This is a genomic window from Flagellimonas meridianipacifica (assembly GCF_003001695.1).
GTDB lineage: Bacteria > Bacteroidota > Bacteroidia > Flavobacteriales > Flavobacteriaceae > Flagellimonas > Flagellimonas meridianipacifica.
Map to the genome: position 1 here is coordinate 1,956,843 of NZ_PVYX01000001.1, position 23,319 is coordinate 1,980,161.

The window sequence follows — 23,319 nt, forward strand, 5'->3', positions numbered from 1 at the left end:
ATGAAAAAGTTCCTTTTCTTCTTTTTCCTGATTTTTTCAAGTACCATTTTTTCACAAACCAAGGTTGGTGGAATCGTTGTTGATGATTCAGGCTCACCTATTGCATTCGCTAATCTTGTTTTCAAAAATTCTTCTGAAGGGACGATAACCAATGATAATGGTAGGTTCTATATGGAATCGGATGATACCTACAATACTTTGGTAGTGTCATTTATAGGATACGAAACCTTGGAGATAGATTTATCGCAAAAGGTAAATTATAATATGAGGATTGAACTTGTCGAATCCACAGAACAACTGAAAGAAGTAGTGGTTTATACGGGAAAACAATCTAAAAAGAACAATCCAGCAATTGATATCTTGAAAAAGATATGGGCTAAAAAAAGGGAAAATGGTGTTCGCAAGTTCAAGCAGTACAAATATGACAAATACGAAAAAATAGAATTTGACCTGAATACCATTGATAGCAACGTGATTAAAAGCAAACTCTTCAAAGGATTGGAATTTGTTTTTGATGATTTGGATACTTCCCGAATCACAGGAAAGACCTATCTGCCCTTATTTTTAAACGAGAATTTCTCCAAGGTCTACGGGGACAATGTTCTGAAAAAAGAAAAAGAGGATGTTTTAGGAAACAAAAATTCAGGATTTCAAGGAAATCAGGCAATCACAGCATTTGTTGAAGATCTTTATTCGGATTACGATATATATAACAACTACCTCAAGTTTTTCGATAAGAGTTTTACCAGTCCACTGTCCAAAACCGGAGTTGACACCTATAATTATGTGCTTTCGGATAGCACTTTTATTGATGACAAATGGTGCTACAACATTATATACTATCCAAGACGTAAGAACGAACTCACGTTTAAAGGGGATTTTTGGGTGAATGATACCACTTTCGCTATTAAAAAGATAAATCTTCAGGTAACAAAAAGTGCCAATATCAACTGGGTCAAGGAGATTTATATTGAGCAGGATTTTGATGTGGTAAACGATTCGATTTTTTTACTGAAGAGGGATTACATGCTGAGTGATTTCAGTTTTTCCAAAAAGGAAAAATCTAGAGGAGTGTATGGAAAGCGTACAACGGTTTATGATAATTACGAATTTAATTTACCCCGAGGAGAAGCTTTCTACAAACAGGTAGCCGACCCGTACGACCCAAGGGTCTTTAACAGGGACAGTGTTTTTTGGAAAAACGCTCGTTTAGAAAGACTTAGTGAAGACGAATCTGGGATATTTAAGTTATTGGATACGCTCAAAACTGTTCCTAAATTCAAAACCTATTACAACATTGTCAGCGTCTTAGGTTCTGGATATATCGAAATAGACAAATGGAACCTGGATATCGGGGATATCTACAGCACTTTTGGCTTCAACGATGCTGAAGGCTATAGGTTGAGGGCAGGGGCACGTACGTATTTTGGACAAAACGATACTTGGCGTTTGGAAGGCTATATGGCCTATGGTTTTAGGGATAGAAAATTCAAACATGGTCTTTCAGGGAAGTTTTTATTGGACCGAAAAACCCGACTCATTCTTTCCGGAGGGAATAGACGGGATATAGAACAATTGGGATTGAGTCTTACCAGCACCAATGATGTTCTAGGGCGAAGTATAGCATCGTCATCCTTGGTAACCGTAGGTGCCAATGACAGACTGACCAATATCAACCTATCTACACTCAATTTTGAAATTGAACCCGTTACCAATCTCAGGTTTCGCTTGGGAGGGTCTTTTAGGACTTTGAGCTCAGCTTTGCCAGAAGCGTTCAATTTGGATTATTTGGACCCTACTTCTCCAACAGGGATTTCATCCGAAGTAAAGCAGTTCGATATCAATTCCACATTAATATATACTCCAGGTAAACGAACCATTGGATATGGCGTGGAACGGGTAAATATTAATGATAACCACAGTATCCTACTCTTAAACTATACCAAAGGTGTGGAGGGCTTTCTTGAAAGTGATTTTGATTATGAACGCCTGCAGTTTTCATATACACAACCTTGGCAAGTGGGAGGTTTTGGTAGATTGACCAGTACCATTGAACTGGGAAAGACCTTCGGAGAGGTTCCCTTGAGCTTGTTGAGCGTGGTTCCAGGAAACCAGACATTATTTTCCATCTATAACACCTTCCCAAACTTGGATTTCTATGAGTTTGTTACGGATACGTACGCCACAGTGCATTTAGAGCATAATTTCAATGGAAGATTATTTTCCAGAATCCCCTTGCTTAGAAAACTAAATCTTAGGGAAATTTTTGGTCTCCGCGGAGCATGGGGACAACTGTCTGATGAGAATATCGCTCTTAACTCACCTTCCAACATCCCACTCATAGCACCAGACGAGCAGATTTATTGGGAATATTCGTTTGGTATTGGAAATATATTTAAAATCCTAAGGATAGACTTCAACTTCAGAGGTAATTACTTGGATAATCCAGATGCAAGGCGGTTTGGTGTGACCGGTTCTTTCGGATTTAAATTTTAGTTAACAATCATCCGGGAAAATTAGGCTGAAATCTCAACAAACTGGCTACTTTTGCAAAAAATAAAAGTATGGCCAAGAAGCAAGTAACTTTTGATGTGCTCATTGAAATCCCTAAGGGAAGTCGTAACAAATATGAATATGATTTTGTCCTAAATAAAATCCGTTTTGATAGGACGCTTTTTTCATCCATGATGTACCCTGGAGATTACGGTTTTGTTCCTGAGACACTCGCATTGGATAAAGATCCATTGGATGTCCTCGTTATGGGTACTGAGCCCACCTATCCTATGGTGGTCATGGAAGTCAAACCCATTGGCGTTTTCCATATGACAGATGAAAAGGGGCCTGATGAGAAGATTATTTGTGTACCGGTAAACGACCCCATCTGGAGCAAGAGAAATGATATAAGTGACCTGAATCCCCATCGATTGAAGGAAATTGAACATTTCTTTCAGGTATACAAAGATTTGGAGGAAAAGAAGGTTGACACTGGCGGCTGGGGTAATGTGGATGAAGCCGTTGAAATATATCACCAATGTGTGAAACGATACGAGGAAAGCGACCACAAAAAGAACAGGACATTTACGATTTAGATAAAAATAAATAGGCCAAAAATGCGCTTTTGAAACCCAAAAGCGCATTTTTTTTATTAGTGGGTATTTTACTACTTTTGCCTCCATTAAAAAATTCTTAAATAACTAAATAACTATGGATTTATTGATACAGTTTCTGCCCGTATTCGGTGTTTTGGCACTACTGTATGTTTTTATTAAAAACGTATGGGTTTCAAAACAAGAGGTTGGCGATGATAAAATGGCAAGAATTGCCAAAAACATTGCCGATGGAGCCATGTCTTTCCTTAAGGCAGAATACAAAATACTGAGCATCTTTGTTGTGGCTGTGGCCGTTTTGCTCTTCTTTAAAGGAACCAATGAAGAAGGGTCCAACGGAATGGTTGCCGTTTCCTTTATTGTTGGTGCCATCTGTTCTGCTTTGGCTGGATTTATTGGAATGAAAGTAGCCACCAAAGCCAATGTGAGAACCACAAATGCTGCAAGAACTTCTTTGGGGAAGGCTTTAGAGGTAGCATTTGCTGGTGGAGCTGTTATGGGTCTTGGTGTTGTAGGACTTGGAGTATTGGGTCTTAGTGGACTTTTCATGATTTATAGTGGTCAAGGATGGGCTTTAGGAGAAGTATTGAACGTACTTTCTGGTTTCTCCCTTGGAGCTTCTTCCATAGCACTTTTTGCCCGTGTAGGAGGTGGTATTTATACCAAAGCGGCCGATGTTGGTGCTGACTTGGTTGGTAAGGTTGAAGCTGGTATTCCTGAAGATCACCCTTTGAACCCTGCTACAATTGCTGATAACGTAGGGGACAATGTTGGGGACGTTGCCGGTATGGGTGCTGACCTTTTTGAATCTTATGTAGGTTCTATTATCGGTACTATGGTTTTGGGAGCAGTGTTTGCTACCTTACCCGAGTTTCAAGCTTCATTTGATGGTCTTGGGGCAGTATATTTGCCTTTGGCATTGGCTGCCGTTGGAATCGTAATGTCTATAATCGGTACTTTCTTCGTTCGTGTAAAAGATGGAGGAAATCCGCAAACCGCATTGAATATTGGAGAGTTTGGTTCTGCAGGTCTAATGTTGGTAGCTTCTTACTTTTTGATAACTGGAATGTTACCTGAATCTTGGGTAGAAGGTGGAAAAGAATTTACCTCAATGGGTGTTTTTTGGGCAACTATTGCTGGTCTAGTGGCAGGTCTTGCCGTTGGTAAGGTAACAGAGTACTACACAGGAACAGGTACCAAACCAGTGAATTCCATTGTACGTCAGTCAGACACCGGAGCCGCTACAAATATTATTGCAGGATTGGGCGTAGGAATGATGTCGACTGCAATTCCAATCATCCTAATTGCAGCTGCAATTTTGGTTTCACATTATTTTGCTGGACTTTATGGTATAGCAATCGCTGCGGTTGGTATGCTTGCCAATACAGGTATTCAGTTGGCTGTTGATGCCTACGGACCTATTTCTGATAACGCTGGAGGTATTGCCGAAATGGCTGAGCTCCCAAGTGAAGTACGTGAGCGTACGGATAAATTGGATGCTGTTGGAAATACCACGGCGGCAATTGGAAAAGGATTTGCGATTGCATCAGCGGCGCTAACAGCTTTAGCGTTGTTTGCTGCCTTCATGAAAACTGCCGGGGTTACTTCAATTGATGTATCTCAACCGGATATTATGGCCGGACTTTTAATAGGAGGGATGCTGCCTTTCGTTTTTTCAGCTCTTTCAATGAATGCGGTAGGTAGAGCGGCTATGGCCATGATTGAAGAAGTACGTCGTCAGTTTAGGGATATTCCTCAATTGAAAGCAGCTTTAGAAGTAATGCGAGCTGTAGATTCAGATATGTCAAAAGCAACTGACGCTCAAAGAGCAACTTTCGATGCAGCGGATGGCGTTGCTGAATATGACAAGTGTGTTGCAATTTCAACCACAGCTTCCATTAAGGAAATGGTATTTCCAGGTCTTTTGGCCATTGCTGTGCCGGTTGCCGTTGGATTCATTGGTGGTGCTGAAATGTTGGGTGGCTTATTAGCTGGTGTTACCACTGCTGGTGTATTGATGGCCATTTTCCAATCCAATGCGGGAGGTGCATGGGATAACGCAAAGAAGACCATTGAAAGTGAAGGAAGAAAAGGTTCTGATGCGCACAAGGCAGCTGTTGTTGGTGATACCGTAGGTGATCCATTTAAGGATACTTCAGGACCATCTTTGAACATCTTATTGAAATTGATGTCTGTGGTTGCTTTGGTTATTGCACCAAGTTTGGTGAGTCTTTCTCCGGCTGATGAGGTTAGCATGATAAAAGCTGACGGAACCACCATTTCGATAACTACAGATGGTATGAAAGAATCAAAGCAGATTGAAAAACAATTGAAAGTTGAAATCAGCAATACAGTTGACGGTTCTTTTAAGGCTGTGGTAACTTCTACTACTGAAGTTGGAGAAGAGGTTGAAAAAGAGGTAAAAGAGTTTACCGCTGCAACCAAAGAAGAATTGGAAGAACTGGTTGATGAGTATAAAAGTTCGAAGAACTAAGGGTATACCTTTTTTAGATAAAATTAAAACCACGCTTTAAGCGTGGTTTTTTTATGGATTGTGTTGTCATATCGAGCGAAGTCGAGATATCTATTGCAACTTAAAAGTAATAGGAATAGCAAAAGGAACCTTAACGGGTGTTCCTCGCTGTTTCCCTGGTGTCATTTGGGGTAGTTTTGAGATTATCCGTTCCGCTTCCCTTTCCAAAAGTTGATGGGGTCCGCGCATGCGTACATTTCCAATACTACCGTCTTTTTGAATGGTGAATATCACATTCACCCTGCCATGCAATTCCATTTCTTGGGCCAGTTTAGGGTATCTAAAGTTCTTGCGAACATGTTTTTGCACCATTTCCTGAAAGCAGACACGTTTGTCATCGGCGTTTTCACAACCTGGAAATACAGGAACATCTTCGATGCTAACCCAGGGCACTTCATCTGGAATATCATCATCAATTACCTCGATATCACTCACATCTGCTATTTCGGTGTCTTGGTCCGGTTCATTAGATTCTATGACCGTTTCGACAATATCTTCCTCATCAGGGACGATTTCAATTACCGGAGGAGTCTGAATTTTTGGTGGGGGTGGAGGGGGTAGTTTTTGAATGGTAATGGGTACTTCCTCAATCAATTCATCGGTAATCTCTAACTGAGCAAATTCATCATAAGAAGGATAGTACGTTTTCCATTCCAACGCCAAATAAATCAAAGCAAGAATAGCTGCTAGACCAATGGCGAAATAAAGATTGGAGTTTCGCTCCAACTGAAGTTCACGACTTTTTTTAGTTTCCATAATACATTATTTTGTTGTTAACGTATTATGAACTTATAAGTAATTCAGTGTAACAAAAACCCTAATTGAGTGAAAGCTACTTTCTATTGAGTAAATGGAATTGAATTAGGAAATAACTCAAAACAAGCCGTGCAGTTCAGCATCAATCCTGTTGATGACTTCTCCCAAATGTTCTGGATCATCAACGAAATTTAGGTTGTCGACGTTGAAAACAAGAAGTTTGCCTTTTTCATAGGTATCCACCCAAGCTTCATAACGTTCATTCAATCGGCTTAGGTAGTCTATGGAGATGGTATTTTCGTACTCTCTGCCCCGTTTGTGAATCTGGTTGACCAAATTTGGAATTGAACTTCGCAAGTAAATAAGAAGGTCTGGTGGTTGAACCAAAGTTTCCATCAACTCAAAAAGACTTTTGTAGTTTTCAAAGTCCCTATTGGTCATTAAACCCATTGCATGTAGGTTCGGAGCAAAAATATGGGCATCTTCATAAATGGTACGATCTTGAATCACATTTTTACCACTTTCCCTAATCTTTAAAATTTGACGGTACCGACTATTTAGAAAATAAATCTGCAGGTTGAAGCTCCATCGCTCCATCTGGGTATAAAAATCATCCAAATAGGGATTGTCCACTACATCTTCAAAATGGGCGTCCCATTTATAATGCTTTGACAATAAATTGGTTAAAGTGGTTTTTCCTGCTCCAATATTTCCGGCGACGGCAATGTGCATCCTAGGTCGGGTTTAAAAGTTTTTTAAAAAGTCGGAGGTCGCAATATACAAAGTATATTGAGTTGGAGGAAAGATTTCAGTTGAAATGAAGCTTAGCTTAACAAATCAATTTATAGCCCAATCCACGGATGTTGATTATCTGTATGTTTTCGTCCTTTTTCAACTTTTTTCTGAGCTTTGTGATAAAAACATCCATGCTTCTTGCATTGAAAAAATCATCATCACCCCATAGTTTTTTGAGAATTTCCGAACGGTCCAAAACATCATTTTGTTTTTGGATGAGATGGTACAACAATTCTGCTTCTTTATGTGTCAAACTTTGCTCTTCTTCTCCAAGAATCAAAAGTTGTTTCGTATAATTAAAGGTAAACTTGCCCAGAAGTATATTGTCCTTTTGTTGTTTTCTGGATCTATGTAGAAGCGCATGAATCCGGACAATGAGTTCTTCCATGCTAAAAGGTTTTTTTAAGTAATCATTTCCACCTATTTCAAAGCCATTGACCACATCCTTGGTTTGTGATTTGGCCGTTAGAAAAATAATGGGTATTTCCATATCATTTTTTCGAATTTCCTCGGCCAAGGTAAAACCATCTTTTTTTGGCATCATGATATCCAATACCAAAAGTTCGGGTTTGTATTCTAGATAACTGTGGTATGCTTTGGTTCCATCTTCACACAGAATAACTTCAAAGTTTCGGGTCTCCAAGCTTTCTTTCACAATTTGTCCCAGGGCCGGCTCATCTTCGGCCAACAATATTTTGATTGGACCACTCATAGTATAATTTTGAAAATGGTATGGGTTGGGTCTGGAACCAAGAATAGACTTCCAGCATGCTTTTCAATTATCTTTTTGGAGTAATAAAGACCTATTCCAAATCCTTTTACATCATGACGATTTCCCATAGGGATACGATAGAACTTATCGAATATCTTGTCCCTTTGTTGTTTCGGAATTCCCTTGCCATCATCAGAAACAGTGATCTCAATTTGGTCTATTGTTGAGTTCAGAGCCAATTCAATACGATTTCCTCCATACTTAACTGCATTGTCCAATAAGTTGGTGATGACATTTTCAAAATGGAAAGCATCAATTTCTTTGATGAGTTTGTTGGAATTGCTCTTGAAAGCAAGCTCTTTGTCCGTGATTAGTTTGAGTCTATCCAAAACGTTATCCAATAAAGCAACTAAATCATGAGGTTCCTTTTCAAGTTCAATACGGTCGTTGTCCAAAGTGGCAGTTTCCAGTAGCTTTTCAACCATTGAATTGAGTTTTTTTAACTGCTGTTGAGAAATCTCGAGATACTTTTCTGTTTTTTGTGTATCCCGTAAGGCATTGAAATTTTTTATCCCTTCAATAGCGGTTGAGACTGTAGCTATGGGGGTTTTAAACTCGTGGGTAATGTTACTGATTAAATCATTCTTTATTTCGGATAGCTGCTTTTGTTTTTTGATGGTCCTTAAAAGATAGAAAAGACTGTAAACAATACATCCTGAAAGGAGGAAAGACAGTACAATACCCATTAGACTCTTTTTCAATACCGAAAGAACGGGATTGTTATGTTTTAATTCAAGTTTTTGATAATCAAGTAGATAATTAGATTTTGAAACAGTGGTAATGGCATATTTCTTGGCATTTCCTCTTGAAAAACTGTTCAATAAAGAGTCATCCTCAAAATGGTTCAATTGATAAGCCAAATCAATTTCCTTTTGTTTCAAATCTTGGTTCAGCAGGCTGTCCAGTTTTCCAAGATCTAGGGTTTGAATTGAAGCAGATGTAATTAATCGATTGAACAACTTTCTAAAAGAACCAGAGCTGTCCCTCATCTTCTGTCTAAAAAAATGCATTCTGGGAAATCTTCGAGGTGGTCTACGCCGGCGTATTCTAATTTTTGCGCTATCTATTCTCTCCAACATTTTTCCAATGGCAACTTTACCATCATTTGGCGGAACATCAATGTTGATGATGCTATCACTTTGAATAATACTTACAAAATCACCTTTTTTTTGGATGTTTAGGGTGTCGGTATCCAAAAAGGTGAAAAAATCAGCTTTGGCCAAATTGGCATAATAGGCCTCAACACTTGAATCAAAACTATTTTGCACCTCATTTTTGAGAGCCAACTTATTCGTTTTGTAATTACCGATATTCCAATACACCTGTATGGCAATTGTCGCCAAAATGGTAAACGAAATTAGGTACAGGATATAACCAAATTTTTTGTTTTCCATATTCCAAATCTATTAATATGAATTGAGGTTTTGGGCCGGTTAACACACGTTAACACTAGTTAACCAAGCATCTTGCGATTACATTTCATATTTGTGACAAGTTCAATCAAGAAAAACAAAAAGATGAAAACTAAAAGACTTGTTATAAGCTTAATCCTGTTGAATTGTCTGATGTGCGCCGCACTGGCTCAGGATTTTCAGGGCAAGGCATTTTACCAAACAAAAACCAATGTTGAAGTAAATCTTGACGATCGTGAAATTCCCGAAGCGATGAAACAACGTATACGAGAACGTATTAAAAACAGAACGGAACAGAGTTTTGAACTCGAGTTTGATAGGACAACCTCTGTATATACCCAAGAAAAGAAACTTGAAGCTCCAGGAACACAATCCGGTGTTAGAATGGCTTTTGCCGGTATGGGTGGTGGAGAATACTATAAAAATATCCAAAATCAAACCTATGCCAACCAGACCGAAATGTTTGGAAAAATGTTCTTAATAAAGGATAGTTTGAATACTTGGGAATGGAAATTGGGTGCTGAAACAAAGCAAATAGGCAATTACACATGTTATAAAGCTACGGCCATTAGGCAAATGGACGAAGAAATGGTGACTCGCATGCGTCGTGTCTTTGATGGAAACACTGATTCAAGCAAGGAAAAAACCAAAGATTCTACTTCTCAGGGCAACGGCAATTCCATTTTAGCTAGAATTGAAGAACCTGAAAACGTGGAAATAATCGCGTGGTACGCTCCAGAAATACCTGTTAGTCAAGGCCCTGGGCCATATTGGGGTCTGCCAGGCCTTATTTTAGAGGTCAATGACGGTAGAACTGCGATTCTGTGTTCTAAATTGGTTCTTAATTCCCAAGAGAAACTAAAAATCGAAGCGCCTAGTAAGGGTAAGGAGGTAACCCAAGAAGAGTATGACCGTATTCTGGCTGAGAAAATGGAGGAAATGTCAGAACGGTTTCGTTCAGGGGGGCGTGGAAACGGGGCAAGAATCATGATTCGGGGATAAGTATTTCAAATGAATTTGAAACATATTTTGCTGCCAATTTGTTTGGCCTGGTCGTGTATTGCTTTCAGTCAAGGATTGACTGTTTCTGGAAAAGTAACCGATAGCCTGCAAAACCCCTTGGATGTAGCCAACGTAGTGGCCATTAATAAGAAAACGAACACTCTTGATGGTTTCGGAATAACAACACCGGAAGGAAAATTCAAAATCAACGTAAAAAAGAATACCGAATACACCCTAAAAATTAGCTTTTTGGGTTTTGAAACCAAGGAAATCCCAATTCAAACCCAAGAGGAGGACATTTATCTGGATGTAGCCTTGTCTTCTAAACCTGAAAACTTGGATGAGGTCGAATTGATCTACGAAATACCAATTACCATACAAGGGGATACTATAGTGTACAACACGGATTCTTTCGTATCCGGTACGGAAAAAAAACTAGCCGATGTCCTCAAGAAGCTTCCAGGAATAGAGGTCAATGACGATGGTGAAATTGAAGTGGAGGGAAAGGCAGTGACTAAAGTCATGGTAGAGGGTGATGATTTTTTTGATGGAGATTCAAAACTGGCTTCAAAAAATATTCCAGCCAATGCTCTGGATAAAGTAGAAGTTCTTCGTAATTACAACGAAGTTTCACAATTAAGCGGTCTTATGAACAATCAGGATAATATTGCCCTAAACATTAAGCTGAAAGAGGGCAAGAAAAAATTCTGGTTTGGCGAAATCACGGGTGGTCTTGGCCCGGATGAGCGATATGTGGCCCATCCTAAATTGTTCTATTACAGTCCCGAATTCAGTCTAAACGTTCTAACTGATTTGAATAATGTCGGAGAGGTTCCTTTTTCCCTTAGAGACTACTGGAATTTTACTGGGGGTGCTAGAGGTAATATCCGACCAAATACAGGTACTTTATTTAATACAAGTACATCGGGGCTTGGTTTGAGCATTACCCAAAACAATAGGGCAAGTTCCATAGACAGTAGGTTTGGTGCGGTCAATTTTAGTTATAAGCCATCAAATTCTTGGCGAGTGTCGGGGTATGGGATATTCTCCAATACGAATACCTTGTTGGAAACCATGGCTAGGCGAACCTTCATATCAACCAATGAAATTGAAAATACACAAACCGTTGCTGATCAAAGTACCAGTTTGGGTTTGGCAAAATTTACTTCCAATTATAAGCCCTCCAATAAATTACAGTGGGATTATGAGGTTCTGGTACGGACTGTTGATGATGAAGAAGATGTCTCCACACTTTCCGTAGCTGATATCAGTGATACAATTTTTGAGAATCAAGAACAAAATCCATTGACAGTAACTCAAAACTCAAATTTGTACTATACGCTGAACGATAAGAACATTTTTGCCCTAGAAACTCAATATGAATATTCTGATGAGGATCCATTCTATAATGCGATTCGTGATGTGCAGCCTTTTGTGGGAATTGTTCCCGTGGATATGCAGCAGAATAGTTTCAATATTGGGCAAAGACAATACACCCAAACCAATCGAATAGATGCAAAGCTGGATTATTTTTGGGTGTTGGGACCAAAAAGTAATCTTAACTTTACTTTTGGAACCATCCAAAGTAGTCAACGATTCAACTCTTCCATTTTTCAGGTTTTGGATTCTGGGGACCAAAACACCTTTGGGAACGAAGAGCTGGGAAATACCGTAAAATTTAGCTTTTCAGATTATTATCTGGGAGTTCATTACAAGTTGATTTCAGGTAAGTTCACCTTTAACCCGGGCTTTCATATACACGATTATACGGCAAGAAATGAGCAATTGGGTACAGAAGTGGTGGACACTATGTTCAATATTGTGCCTGATGTGTTCATAAACCTTCAACTTAAACAATCGGAAAGCCTTAGATTCACCTATACCATTCAACGTGAGTTTTCGGATATCAATCAATTTGCAAGAGGGTATGTGTTTACTAATTATAATGCTTTATACCAAGGTAATAGGGATTTGGAAAGTGCCCTGTTTCATACAGCGCAGCTAAACTTTTTTAGCTTCAGCATGTTCAATCAGCAGAATATTTTTGCCAATCTCGTTTATTCCAAACGAATTGATGCATTTAAAACTAATACCGGAATTGTCGGAATCAATCAGGTGAATACAACAATTAATTCAAATTTGGATGATGAAACTTTAAGCGGAACAGGAAATTATCAAAGGACATTTGGTAGAATAAAAGTTAGTGGTCGAAGTACTTTGGCATATACCAATACCTTTAATATTGTGAATGATATGCCACAAAATTCAAGGTCATTCACTCAGGATTATGAGGCATCTTTGGGTAGTAGTTTTCGGAAAGCCCCTAATTTGGAGTTAGGATATCGATATACAGTGAATCGCTATAATACTTGTGGAATTGAGACCACATTTTTCACCGATAGACCATTTGCAAGATTGGATATAGCGTTCCTCAATGGTTTTGTTTTATTGGCGGATTACGATTATTATTTCTACAGAGATAGAAATCAAACCATTGAAAACGAGTATGGCTTTTTAAATGCCTCCCTATCGTATCAAAAACCAGAAAGTAAATGGGAGTTTAGTATTCAGGGGACGAATTTGACCAACAATCAGGATTTGAATCAAGATACATTCAACGATTTATTTTTTAGAACTACAGAATACTCCGTTCAACCTAGATATATCCTGCTTAAGGTAAAATATGATTTATAGTGTACTTAGAATTTGGAATAGTTTTTTTGCAGGTTTTGGCTTTTACCATATTTTTGCCACGCAAAATGAGGAAAGATTTGACTGATTGCAACCTCGAAAAAAAATGCTAAAAAGTGAAGTGTACTTCTTCAGGGCATTCGTCAAATCTTTCAAATAAAACAAATTCTGAATGCCATATTTATTTACATCCGAATCCGTAAGCGAAGGACACCCAGACAAAATCGCAGACCAAATCAGCGACTCCCTTTTAGATAATTTTTTAGCCTTTGACCCTGAAAGCAAAGTAGCCTGCGAAACACTGGTGACCACCGGACAGGTAGTACTTGCAGGGGAGGTGAAAAGCAACACCTATTTGGATGTTCAGCATATTGCCCGTGATGTAATCAATAAGATAGGATATACAAAAGGTGAGTATCAGTTTAGCGGGGATTCATGTGGTGTAATCTCTTTGATTCATGAACAATCACAGGATATCAACCAAGGAGTTGATAGAGGCAACAAAGAAGAACAAGGTGCTGGGGACCAAGGAATGATGTTTGGTTATGCCACAAAGGAAACTGAGAACTATATGCCTTTGGCCCTAGATATCTCACATAAGATTTTACAAGTTTTGGCGGATATGCGTAAGGATGGAAAGGAAATTTCATATTTGCGTCCGGATGCCAAGGCCCAGGTTACTATTGAGTACTCAGACGATAACGTTCCACAAAGAATCGATACCATTGTAGTTTCTACCCAACATGACGAATTTGATTCCGATGAAAAAATGTTGGAGCAAATCAAAAAAGATATCATCGAGGTGGTTATTCCCAAGGTAAAAGCGCTTCTTCCTTCAGAAATTCAAGATTTGTTTACTGATGGCATTACCTATCACATCAATCCAACAGGAAAGTTTGTTATTGGTGGCCCTCACGGCGATGCAGGACTAACTGGGCGTAAAATTATTGTGGATACCTATGGAGGAAAGGGTGCCCATGGAGGTGGGGCTTTTAGCGGAAAAGACCCAAGTAAAGTAGACCGAAGTGCCGCCTATGCAGCGCGACACGTTGCCAAAAACTTGGTTGCCGCTGGGGTAGCCAATGAAATTTTGGTTCAAGTAAGCTATGCCATCGGAGTAGTAGAACCAACATCCCTTTTTGTGGACACCTATGGTACAGCCAATGTGGATATGAATGATGGGGAAATTGCAAAAAAGGCTTCGGAATTGTTTGATATGCGGCCATTCGCGATAGAGGAGAGGTTAAAGCTTAGAAACCCAATGTACCTGGAGACGGCTGCTTATGGTCATATGGGAAAAACCCCGAGGACAGTTACCAAGGTTTTTGAATCCCCTTACAATGGGAAGGTAGAAAAAGAAATAGAACTTTTTACTTGGGAAAAATTGGATATGATTCAAGAAGTAAAAGCTGCTTTTGATTTATCCTAGATACGCTTTTTCTCAGCCTAATAGGAATTAGATTTCTTTGTAGTTTTAGGCAACTCAAAAATTCAATTTGAACATGAAGTTTACTTTGCGCTTTTTTCTTACACTACTTTTAGTTTCAGCTGTTATCTCTTCTTGTAAGAAAACCATCCAAAAAGGGGTTGTAGAAGAAAATTATGTTGCCCAAAATTATACGAAAAAAGAAGTCGATATAGAAATGCGGGATGGTGTGAAATTGCACACTACCATCTATTCTCCCAAGGATACCTCCAAAGAGTATCCCATCTTGATGCAGCGAACTCCATATAGCTCAAGACCCTACGGCGAGGATCAGTTCAGGAAACAAATCGGTCCCAATATTCATTTAATGCAAGAGGGAAATATCATCGTGTATCAAGATGTGCGGGGTCGGTGGATGAGCGAGGGGCATTACGATAATATGAGAGCCTATATTCCCAATAAGCAATCGAATGAAGACGTGGATGAAAGCTCGGACACGTATGATACCATTGAATGGCTCGTGAACAATGTGGAAAACAACAATGGAAAAGTTGGGGTTTGGGGCATTTCTTATCCTGGTTTTTACGCCACATATGCCACTGTGGATGCCCATCCTGCCTTAAAAGCTGCTTCACCCCAGGCATGTATTGGAGACTTCTTTTTTGATGATTTTCATCATAACGGGGCTTATTTGTTGAGTTATTTTAGGGCAACATCCCTCTTTGGGACTCCTAGGCCAAACAACGATAGTCCCATTGACACGGCTTGGTATACCCTACCAGATATCGGGACTGAAGACCAGTATCAGTTCTTCTTGGATTCAGGGTCTTTGGAGAACCTGAATTCCTTTTTTGAATATGAAACTGCCGACACACCAAAAATAAGACCGGAAGGTTTGACAGATGATTTTTTCTGGAATGAATTGAAAGAGCACCCCAATTATGATGAGGTGTGGCAAAGTAAAGGACTCATTCAGCACTTAAAGAATGTGAAGAGTCATGTAGCAACCATGATAGTTGGAGGATGGTTTGATGCAGAGGATTTATATGGCCCCTTGGAAACCTACAAGAACATCGAAAAATATAACGAAGGAAATTACAATACCATGGTTTTTGGACCTTGGGACCATGGCGCTTGGGCGAGGAGAAAGGGTAGAAACGCTGTTGGGAACTATTATTTTGGGGATTCAATTTCCGAGTTTTTCCAAGAAAAAATTGAAACCAAGTTTTTCAACCACTTTCTAAAGGGTGAAGGTGATGGCAACACGGGTTTGCCCGAAGCCTATGTTTTTGATTCAGGTAGCAAAGAATGGGCTACTTTGGAAACATGGCCACCCAAGCAAAGTGTAAAAAAGACATTCTTCCTTTCAGAAGATCAAAAATTGACCGAAGGGCATGATGGTACTTCGGGGATAAAATTCATTAGTGATGTGAAAAAACCGGTGCCTTATTCTGAGGATATAAAAACTGTTTTCACTCCAAGAAAATACATGACGGATGACCAAAGGTTTGCTGCACGTCGTTCTGATGTGCTGGTTTTTGAGACCAAGGTAATGGAAGAGGACTTCACTCTGGCGGGAGATATTTTGGCCAAATTAAATGTGGCCACTACAGGTACAGCGGCAGATTGGATAGTTAAAGTGATAGATGTACATCCTGAAGATGTTGAAACCAACGAAGAAATGCAGGACCATTTGAAACTATCTAATTACCACCTAATGGTGCGCAGCGAAGTGATGCGAGGTCGTTTTCGCAACAGCTTTTCAGAACCTGAGCCTTTTCAGCCAAATAAAAAGACCGAAGTAAACATCAAACTACAAGATGTTTTCCATACCATAAAAAAAGGTCATAAACTCCAAATTCAAATACAGAGTACTTGGTTCCCATTGATAGATTTAAATCCGCAGACCTATGTGGATAACATTTTTAAGGCCAAGGAAGAAGATTTCAAGACACAAACACATACTGTCTTTACAGATTCCAGTATTGAATTTTCGGTTTTAGAACCTTAAAAAGGTCGATTTGTTATTTTTTCGATAAAGATTAGGATTTTAGAAAAATCTAACTTAATCTTTGTATCACAAGTTCAAACACGTATTGAATAGTTATCAAGAAAGGTGGAGGGAATAGACCCTATGAAGCCTTAGCAACCCTTGTTACTTTACAAGAAGGTGCTAAATTCTATCCTTGTCCTGAACTTGTTTCAGGATCTCAGGACGGCAACGACCGAAACTGGAATAGGAATAGATAACATCAATCGATTTTTTCGATTCACTTTCTTATAACTTTTTGATTTTGCTTTTCTACTTCGTTTGTAGGGAAGGTTTGGCTTTTTTAATCGATGGAATTAATTAAAAAACTAAAATCATGAGTGAACACAAATTAGCGACCAATGCATTGCATGCAGGTCATGACACAAACCATACACAGGGTACTAGGGCTGTACCTATTTACCAATCTACCTCCTACGTATTCAATGACACGGACCATGCTGCAAACTTGTTTTCGTTGGCGGAATTAGGTTTCATTTACACCCGTCTAAATAACCCTACAAATCAAGTTTTACAAGAAAGACTTGCCGCCATTGAAGGAGGTATAGGCGCTGTGGTTTTCGCTTCTGGAACAGCAGCTATTTCCACAGGATTAATGACGCTTTTAAAAGCGGGAGACCATATTGTAGCGTCAAGCAGTTTGTATGGGGGAACATTCAACTTATTGAATGTGACATTGCCTAGATTGGGGATTACCACAACTTTTGTGGATGCTTCGGACCCGTCTAATTTTGGAAAGGCGGTGCAGGATAACACAAGGGCCTTTTTTGTGGAATCCTTGGGTAACCCAAAATTAGACGTTCTGGATTTAAAAGGAATTTCCAAGGAAGCAAAAGCGGCCCAAGTCCCTTTTATTGTGGACAATACGGTTGCGACTCCTGGCTTGTTGAATCCAATTGAACATGGAGCAAACTTGGTGATTCATTCACTGACGAAGTACATCAACGGTAATGGTACGGCCTTGGGAGGTGCTATAATAGATGCAGGTACCTTTGATTGGACCAATGGTAAATTTCCCGAGTTTACTGAGCCTTCAGCAGGATACCACGGTCTAGTATATAGTGAGGCATTGGGAGCTGCGGCATTTACATTTAAACTAATTTTAGAAGGTCTACGTGATTTTGGAGGGGCTCTAAGCCCTACTAACGCATTTCAGATTATCCAAGGATTGGAAACTTTACCCGTCCGAATCAAACAACATAGTGAAAGTGCTTTGGCATTGGCGCAATGGTTGCAGGATAGGGAAGAAGTAGCTTGGGTAAATTATCCTGGGCTTAAAGGAAACAAGTATTACGAATTGGCCCAAGAATATTTGCCCGACGGACAAAGTGGTTTGGTGACCTTTGGCGTGAAAGGAGGCTTTGAAGCAGCCAAAAAATTGACGGATGCTACGCGAATATTCTCTTTGTTGGCCAATATTGGAGATACCAAATCCTTGATTATCCATCCAGCGAGTACAACACACCAACAGTTGACGGAAGAGGAACAAGCAAGTGCTGGAGTCACACAGGACTTGATTCGTTTGTCTGTGGGGTTGGAAAACTTAAATGACCTTAAAGCCGATTTGGAACAAGCTTTTCAGGCTATATAACAATTAAATAAACAACGCTGCATGCTTCATCATTTGGATATAAAGAACTTTGTTACCCATTCGGGAAGTGAACAGGACATAAAGCTGTCTTATGAGGTCTTTGGCTTGCCACTGCACTCTGCTCCCATAGTACTGGTAAATCATGCGCTGACAGGAAACTCCAATGTTACTGGGGATACTGGTTGGTGGTCAGATTTGATTGGGGACGGCAAGTGTATTGATACCCTAAAATATACGGTTCTTGCTTTCAACATTCCTGGAAATGGCTATGATGGTTTTGTGATTGAAAACTACAAGGATTTTGTTGCTGGGGATGTTGCGAAAATCTTTCTATTCGGGTTGGAACAGCTAAAAGTTGAACGCCTTTTTGCAATTATTGGGGGTTCTTTAGGAGGAGGTCTGGCTTGGGAAATGGCTACATTGAACCCCGGAATTACCGAGCATTTGATACCGGTCGCTTCAGATTGGAAGTCTACGGATTGGTTGATAGCCAATTGTCAAATCCAAGAGCAAATTCTAACAAATTCCAAAGAGCCTGTCCATGATGCTAGAATGCATGCCATGCTTTGTTACAGAACTCCCGAATCTTTTAAAGAACGCTTCAAAAGAACGACGAACGAGGAACTTCAGGTATTCAACGTTGAAAGCTGGTTAATGCATCACGGCAAGAAGTTGCAAGAAAGATTTCAACTATCTGCCTATAAGCTGATGAACCAATTGCTCAAAACCATTGACATCACCCGAAACGGGGAAGCTGCTTTTGAAAAACTGGAGAACAGCGATACGCAGATTCATATCATAGGGGTAAATTCAGATTTGTTTTTTACCGCGGAGGAGAACAAGGAGACTTATAGGAAATTAGCATTGGCAAACACCAATGTCACCTATGGAGAGGTTCAGTCCTTGCATGGTCACGATGCTTTTTTGATGGAGTTTCAACAATTGGAAAAACTTTTAGAGCCCGTTTTCAATCAAAACAAGAAAACAGAGCGTCCTAAAATTTTGAAATTCGGTGGCAAATCATTGGCAAATGGAAAGGGATTGGAGCATGTTCTGGACATTGTGAAAAATAGGGCAAATGACGAGGAGAACATAGTAGTTGTGCTTTCTGCAAGAGGAAAGGCAACAGACGAACTGGAGAAAATGTTGAGGAACGCTTCAAAAGGTAAGGACTATGAAGAAGATTTCTCTGATTTTTCTAGTTATCAGCAAAATGGTTTAGGTAATATTGATATTACTGCAGAGTTTAAGGCAATCAAAAGGATTTTGGATGGTGTTTCGCTCACAGCGGATTACAGCCCCAAAACTAAAGATGAGCTTTTGTCATATGGTGAGTTGATTTCTGGAAAAGTAGTGACGGGCTTGCTTGTTTCAAAAGGGATTAATGCACAATTGTTGGATTCACGGGAACTGATAAAAACAGATGACGCCTTTACCAATGCAAAAGTAGATCAACATCAATCTAAAGAAAATACGATTCGGGTTTTCCAAAATCTGGACCAAGATGTGTTACCGATTGTTACGGGCTTTATCGCTTCCAATCACAATGGAGTGACCACTACCTTAGGTAGAAATGGCACCAATTATACTGCAGCTCTGTTAGCCAACTTTTTGGACGCTCAGGAACTCATAAATTATACCCATGTCGATGGAATATTTACAGCTAATCCCGATTTGGTATCAGAAGCCAAGCTTATCGATTCCATTTCATATGAAGAGGCCAATGAGCTTGCAAATTTTGGAGCTACTATTCTCCATGCAAAGACTATCGTACCTCTAATTGAGAAAAACATTCCGCTGACTATTAAGAATACATTCAACTTGGATAGTCCAGGTACTCGGATTGAAGCGAACCCCAGTGATGAAGGTATCAAATCGCTTTCCATACAGGAGGACATGTCGTTGGTCTATTTGGAGGGTAGGGGACTACTTGGTAAAGTAGGTGTTGATGCGCGAATTTTTAAAACCTTGGGACGGAACAATATCAATGTCGGGATAATTTCGCAAGGTTCTTCCGAACGGGGAATCGGTTTGGTGGTGGATGCCTCGAAGGCTCAAAAGGCAAAAAAAGTGCTTGATGAGGAATTTGAAACAGATTATAGTTTTCAGGATATCAGCCAAATTTCTGTAAATAAGGATGTTTCAGTCATTTCCATAATAGGAATGGATTTGGGGAACTTTCATAAACCCTTTAATGCTTTAATAAAAAATCAAATAACTCCACTGCTTTTCAATAATACGGTTACAGGACGGAATGTGAGTTTGGTGGTGGAAAAATCCGACTTGCATAAGGCATTGAATGTAATCCATGGACAAATTTTTGGGGTATCCAAACGAATCAATTTAGCTGTTTTTGGTCATGGTAATGTGGGAGGTACATTGATAGACCAAATTTTAAACTCAGAGGAAAAAATAGAATCAAGGAAGGGAATTGATCTAAAGATTTTTGCGGTTGCCAACTCCAAAAAGGTCATATTGGATTCCAAGGGAATAGACAAGCAATGGAAAGAAAAACTAAAGCAACACGGTGAAGCATATACCATAGAAGATATAATTGAATATGCTGAAAACAATCATTTGGAGAATTTAATTGCTGTGGACAATACGGCCAGTGAGGCTTTTGTATCCCAATACGAAAAGCTTATCGAGCATGGCTTTGATTTGGTTTCTTCCAACAAAATCGCCAACACTTTGGATTTTGATTTTTACAAATCCATCCGAAACAACCTTGGGGAGAACAAAAAACAGTATTTGTACGAAACCAATGTAGGTGCCGGTTTACCTTTGATAGATACCATTAAATTATTGCACCTTTCTGGTGAGAATATCACCCGTATTAAAGGAGTTTTTTCAGGGTCTTTGAGTTATATTTTTAACACATTTTCCGAAGTGGATGTTCCCTTTTCTCAAGTGGTGCTTGAAGCAAAGGAAAAAGGGTATACCGAACCTGATCCGCGTGAAGATTTATCCGGGAACGATGTGGGTAGAAAATTATTGATACTGGCTAGGGAATTAGATCTGCAAAATGAGTTTGGAGATATAGACATCAATAACTTGATACCAAATGAATTACAAAATCTAGCCCCAGATGCATTTTTAAGTAAAGTGTCGACGATGGATGAAACCTTTTCGAAAATAAAGGACCAACAATTGGATGGGCATGTGTTACGGTATATAGGTGACTTACATGGAGATTTACAAAAGGAGAAGGGAATTTTGGAAGCAAAATTGGTTTCGGTTCCCAAAGAAAGCGCACTAGGTCAAGTTAATGGCTCCGATTCCATAATAGAGATTTATACAGAATCGTATGGTGAGAACCCATTGGTCATTCAGGGAGCGGGAGCAGGTGCAGCAGTGACAGCAAGAGGGGTTTTTGGTGACATTTTAAGAATAGCTGAAAAAGCATAGTGATGAAGAACAATAAATTCGAAACAGAAGCGGTAAGAACGCAGTTGGAACGAACCCAGTATTTGGAGCATTCATCTCCACTATATCTTACCTCCAGTTTTGTGTTTGAAGATGCCGAAGATATGCGTGCCTCATTTGCTGAGGAAAAGGACCGGAATATTTACTCCAGATATTCTAACCCAAATTCTTCAGAATTCATCGAAAAGGTTTGTAAAATGGAAGGCGCGGAGAGCGGTTTTGCCTTTGCTTCAGGGATGGCGGCAGTTTTCTCAACTTTTGCAGCATTACTGGATAGCGGTGACCATATCATTTCTGCAAAGAGCATATTTGGTTCTACACATAGTTTATTCACCCAATTTTTTCCAAAATGGAATATATCCACAAGTTATTTTGATATAGACAATTTGGAAAGGGTTGAAGAATTAGTACAATCCAATACCAAGGTAATTTATGCCGAATCGCCCACCAATCCTGGAGTGGATATCCTGGATTTGGAAGCTTTAGGAATCATTGCTAAAAAGCATGGTCTGATTTTAATAATAGATAATTGCTTTGCGTCTCCGTACTTGCAGCAACCCATAAAATTTGGTGCGGATTTGGTGATTCATTCTGGAACAAAGTTGATGGATGGGCAAGGACGCGTTTTGGCGGGTATTACTGTTGGAAGCTTCGAACTCATTGACAAGATTTATCGATTTTCCAGAATCACAGGCCCAGCCCTTTCTCCATTCAATGCATGGGTCTTGTCCAAAAGTCTAGAGACCTTGGCACTTCGTGTTGATAGACATTGTTCCAATGCTTTGCAATTGGCTACTTTTTTGGAAGACCATTCCAAGGTTAACTGGGTTAAATATCCGTTCCTTAAATCTCATCCCAAATATGAACTGGCCAAAAAGCAAATGAAAGCAGGTGGGTGTGTGGTTGCTTTTGAAGTTAAGGGAGGACTGGAGGCTGGGAAAAAGTTTTTTGATGGAATACAGCTCTTGTCCTTATCGGCAAACTTAGGAGATTCCAGAAGCATAGTGACCCATCCAGCATCCACAACACACAGTAAATTGAGTGCGGAAGAAAGGGAATCTGTGGGCATTTCAGATGGGATGGTACGTGTTTCGGTTGGATTGGAACATGTTGATGACATTATACGGGACATAGAACAAGCTCTGGGATAGTTTCAGAAATAGGGTACTAGCTAATTTTCCCTATATTCGTGAGATGCTCTCCAAGAAGACAAAATACGGTCTTAAAGCCTTAACATATCTAGCTTCAATAGATAGTAAGACCCCTGTTCAAATCGCCGAGATTGCAAAACACGAAAACATTTCACAAAAGTTCTTGGAAAGCATATTGCTTACACTTCGCAGAAATGGGTTTCTTGGCTCAAAAAAAGGGAAGGGTGGAGGATATTACTTAATTAAAGACCCGAAGGATATTCAGATGACCTCCGTAATGCGCGTCCTTGAGGGACCTATAGCAATGATTCCCTGCGTAAGCCTTAACTTCTATGAAAAGTGTGATGATTGTCCGGATGAAAACAAATGTTCCGTTCATAAATTAATGCTTCAGGTTAGGGATAGCGCTTTGGAAGTTTACAGAAACAATACCCTGGCAGATCTTATTTCTTAATAGAATTTCCTAAGATTACAAGTTTCACTGAGAATTTAATAAACGCATCGTCATTTATTTAATAATCTATTAAAACTATAGGGTAAAAGTAATTTTATCGATGTTTTAACGATTTACTCTTAGAATTACCTCTATTTTTGATTATCCTAGTAA

15 protein-coding genes and 1 riboswitch are annotated in these 23,319 nt (G+C 39.5%); of the genes, 11 read left to right on the forward strand and 4 right to left on the reverse strand.

Annotated features, from left to right (window positions below; translation table 11 throughout):
- From CLV81_RS09005 to CLV81_RS09015, 3 genes are all read left to right on the forward strand, one after another.
- Entirely contained in the window at positions 1-2,496 is a 2,496-nt protein-coding gene (locus tag CLV81_RS09005; protein WP_106144682.1) for a DUF5686 family protein, read from the forward strand.
- A 68-nt stretch (positions 2,497-2,564) separates the two neighbouring features.
- Complete coding sequence (locus CLV81_RS09010) at positions 2,565-3,089, forward strand: inorganic diphosphatase (RefSeq protein ID WP_106144683.1); 525 nt, start codon at positions 2,565-2,567, stop codon at positions 3,087-3,089.
- Positions 3,090-3,204: 115 nt separating this feature from the next.
- Complete coding sequence (locus tag CLV81_RS09015; protein ID WP_106144684.1) at positions 3,205-5,601, forward strand: sodium-translocating pyrophosphatase; 2,397 nt, start codon at positions 3,205-3,207, stop codon at positions 5,599-5,601.
- Positions 5,602-5,691: 90 nt separating this feature from the next.
- Here CLV81_RS09015 and CLV81_RS09020 read toward each other — a convergent pair whose 3' ends face one another.
- The 4 genes from CLV81_RS09020 to CLV81_RS09035 all read right to left on the reverse strand — a co-directional run bounded on the left by CLV81_RS09020 (position 5,692) and on the right by CLV81_RS09035 (position 9,357).
- Positions 5,692-6,396 (reverse strand): energy transducer TonB, encoded by a 705-nt coding sequence (locus tag CLV81_RS09020; RefSeq protein WP_106144685.1) that lies wholly within the window; start codon positions 6,394-6,396, stop codon positions 5,692-5,694.
- A 117-nt stretch (positions 6,397-6,513) separates the two neighbouring features.
- Positions 6,514-7,128 carry a deoxynucleoside kinase gene (locus tag CLV81_RS09025; protein ID WP_106144686.1) on the reverse strand — a complete coding sequence of 205 codons (615 nt, stop codon included), beginning with the start codon at positions 7,126-7,128 and terminating at the stop codon, positions 6,514-6,516.
- 97 nt (positions 7,129-7,225) lie between these two features.
- Positions 7,226-7,903: a response regulator transcription factor gene (locus tag CLV81_RS09030; RefSeq protein ID WP_106144687.1), complete on the reverse strand. Its 678-nt coding sequence runs from the start codon at positions 7,901-7,903 to the stop codon at positions 7,226-7,228.
- Positions 7,900-9,357 (reverse strand): sensor histidine kinase, encoded by a 1,458-nt coding sequence (locus CLV81_RS09035; protein WP_106144688.1) that lies wholly within the window; start codon positions 9,355-9,357, stop codon positions 7,900-7,902. The genes CLV81_RS09030 and CLV81_RS09035 overlap by 4 nt, the downstream gene beginning before the upstream one ends.
- Positions 9,358-9,480: 123 nt before the next feature.
- Between CLV81_RS09035 and CLV81_RS09040 the strand changes: the two genes are divergently transcribed.
- The 8 genes from CLV81_RS09040 to CLV81_RS09075 all read left to right on the forward strand — a co-directional run bounded on the left by CLV81_RS09040 (position 9,481) and on the right by CLV81_RS09075 (position 23,166).
- Positions 9,481-10,377, forward strand: coding sequence for a GLPGLI family protein (locus CLV81_RS09040; RefSeq protein WP_106144689.1), 897 nt, complete (start codon positions 9,481-9,483; stop codon positions 10,375-10,377).
- A 9-nt stretch (positions 10,378-10,386) separates the two neighbouring features.
- Positions 10,387-13,071, forward strand: a complete 2,685-nt coding sequence (locus CLV81_RS09045) for a TonB-dependent receptor (protein WP_106144690.1) — start codon at positions 10,387-10,389, stop codon at positions 13,069-13,071.
- A 169-nt stretch (positions 13,072-13,240) separates the two neighbouring features.
- Entirely contained in the window at positions 13,241-14,497 is a 1,257-nt protein-coding gene (gene metK / locus CLV81_RS09050) for a methionine adenosyltransferase (RefSeq protein ID WP_106144691.1), read from the forward strand.
- Between the two features lie 73 nt (positions 14,498-14,570).
- Complete coding sequence (locus CLV81_RS09055; RefSeq protein ID WP_106144692.1) at positions 14,571-16,505, forward strand: CocE/NonD family hydrolase; 1,935 nt, start codon at positions 14,571-14,573, stop codon at positions 16,503-16,505.
- Positions 16,506-16,595: 90 nt separating this feature from the next.
- Positions 16,596-16,708: riboswitch (SAM riboswitch) on the forward strand.
- 152 nt (positions 16,709-16,860) lie between these two features.
- On the forward strand, positions 16,861-18,135 hold the full coding sequence (locus CLV81_RS09060) for an O-acetylhomoserine aminocarboxypropyltransferase/cysteine synthase family protein (protein WP_106144693.1): 1,275 nt from the start codon (positions 16,861-16,863) through the stop codon (positions 18,133-18,135).
- Between the two features lie 21 nt (positions 18,136-18,156).
- A complete protein-coding gene (gene thrA, locus CLV81_RS09065) occupies positions 18,157-21,543 on the forward strand; it encodes a bifunctional aspartate kinase/homoserine dehydrogenase I (protein WP_106144694.1) in 3,387 nt (1,128 codons plus the stop codon).
- 2 nt (positions 21,544-21,545) lie between these two features.
- A complete protein-coding gene (locus CLV81_RS09070; protein ID WP_106144695.1) occupies positions 21,546-22,712 on the forward strand; it encodes a trans-sulfuration enzyme family protein in 1,167 nt (388 codons plus the stop codon).
- Between the two features lie 43 nt (positions 22,713-22,755).
- Positions 22,756-23,166: an RrF2 family transcriptional regulator gene (locus CLV81_RS09075; protein WP_106144696.1), complete on the forward strand. Its 411-nt coding sequence runs from the start codon at positions 22,756-22,758 to the stop codon at positions 23,164-23,166.
- The last annotated feature ends 153 nt before the right edge of the window (positions 23,167-23,319 follow it).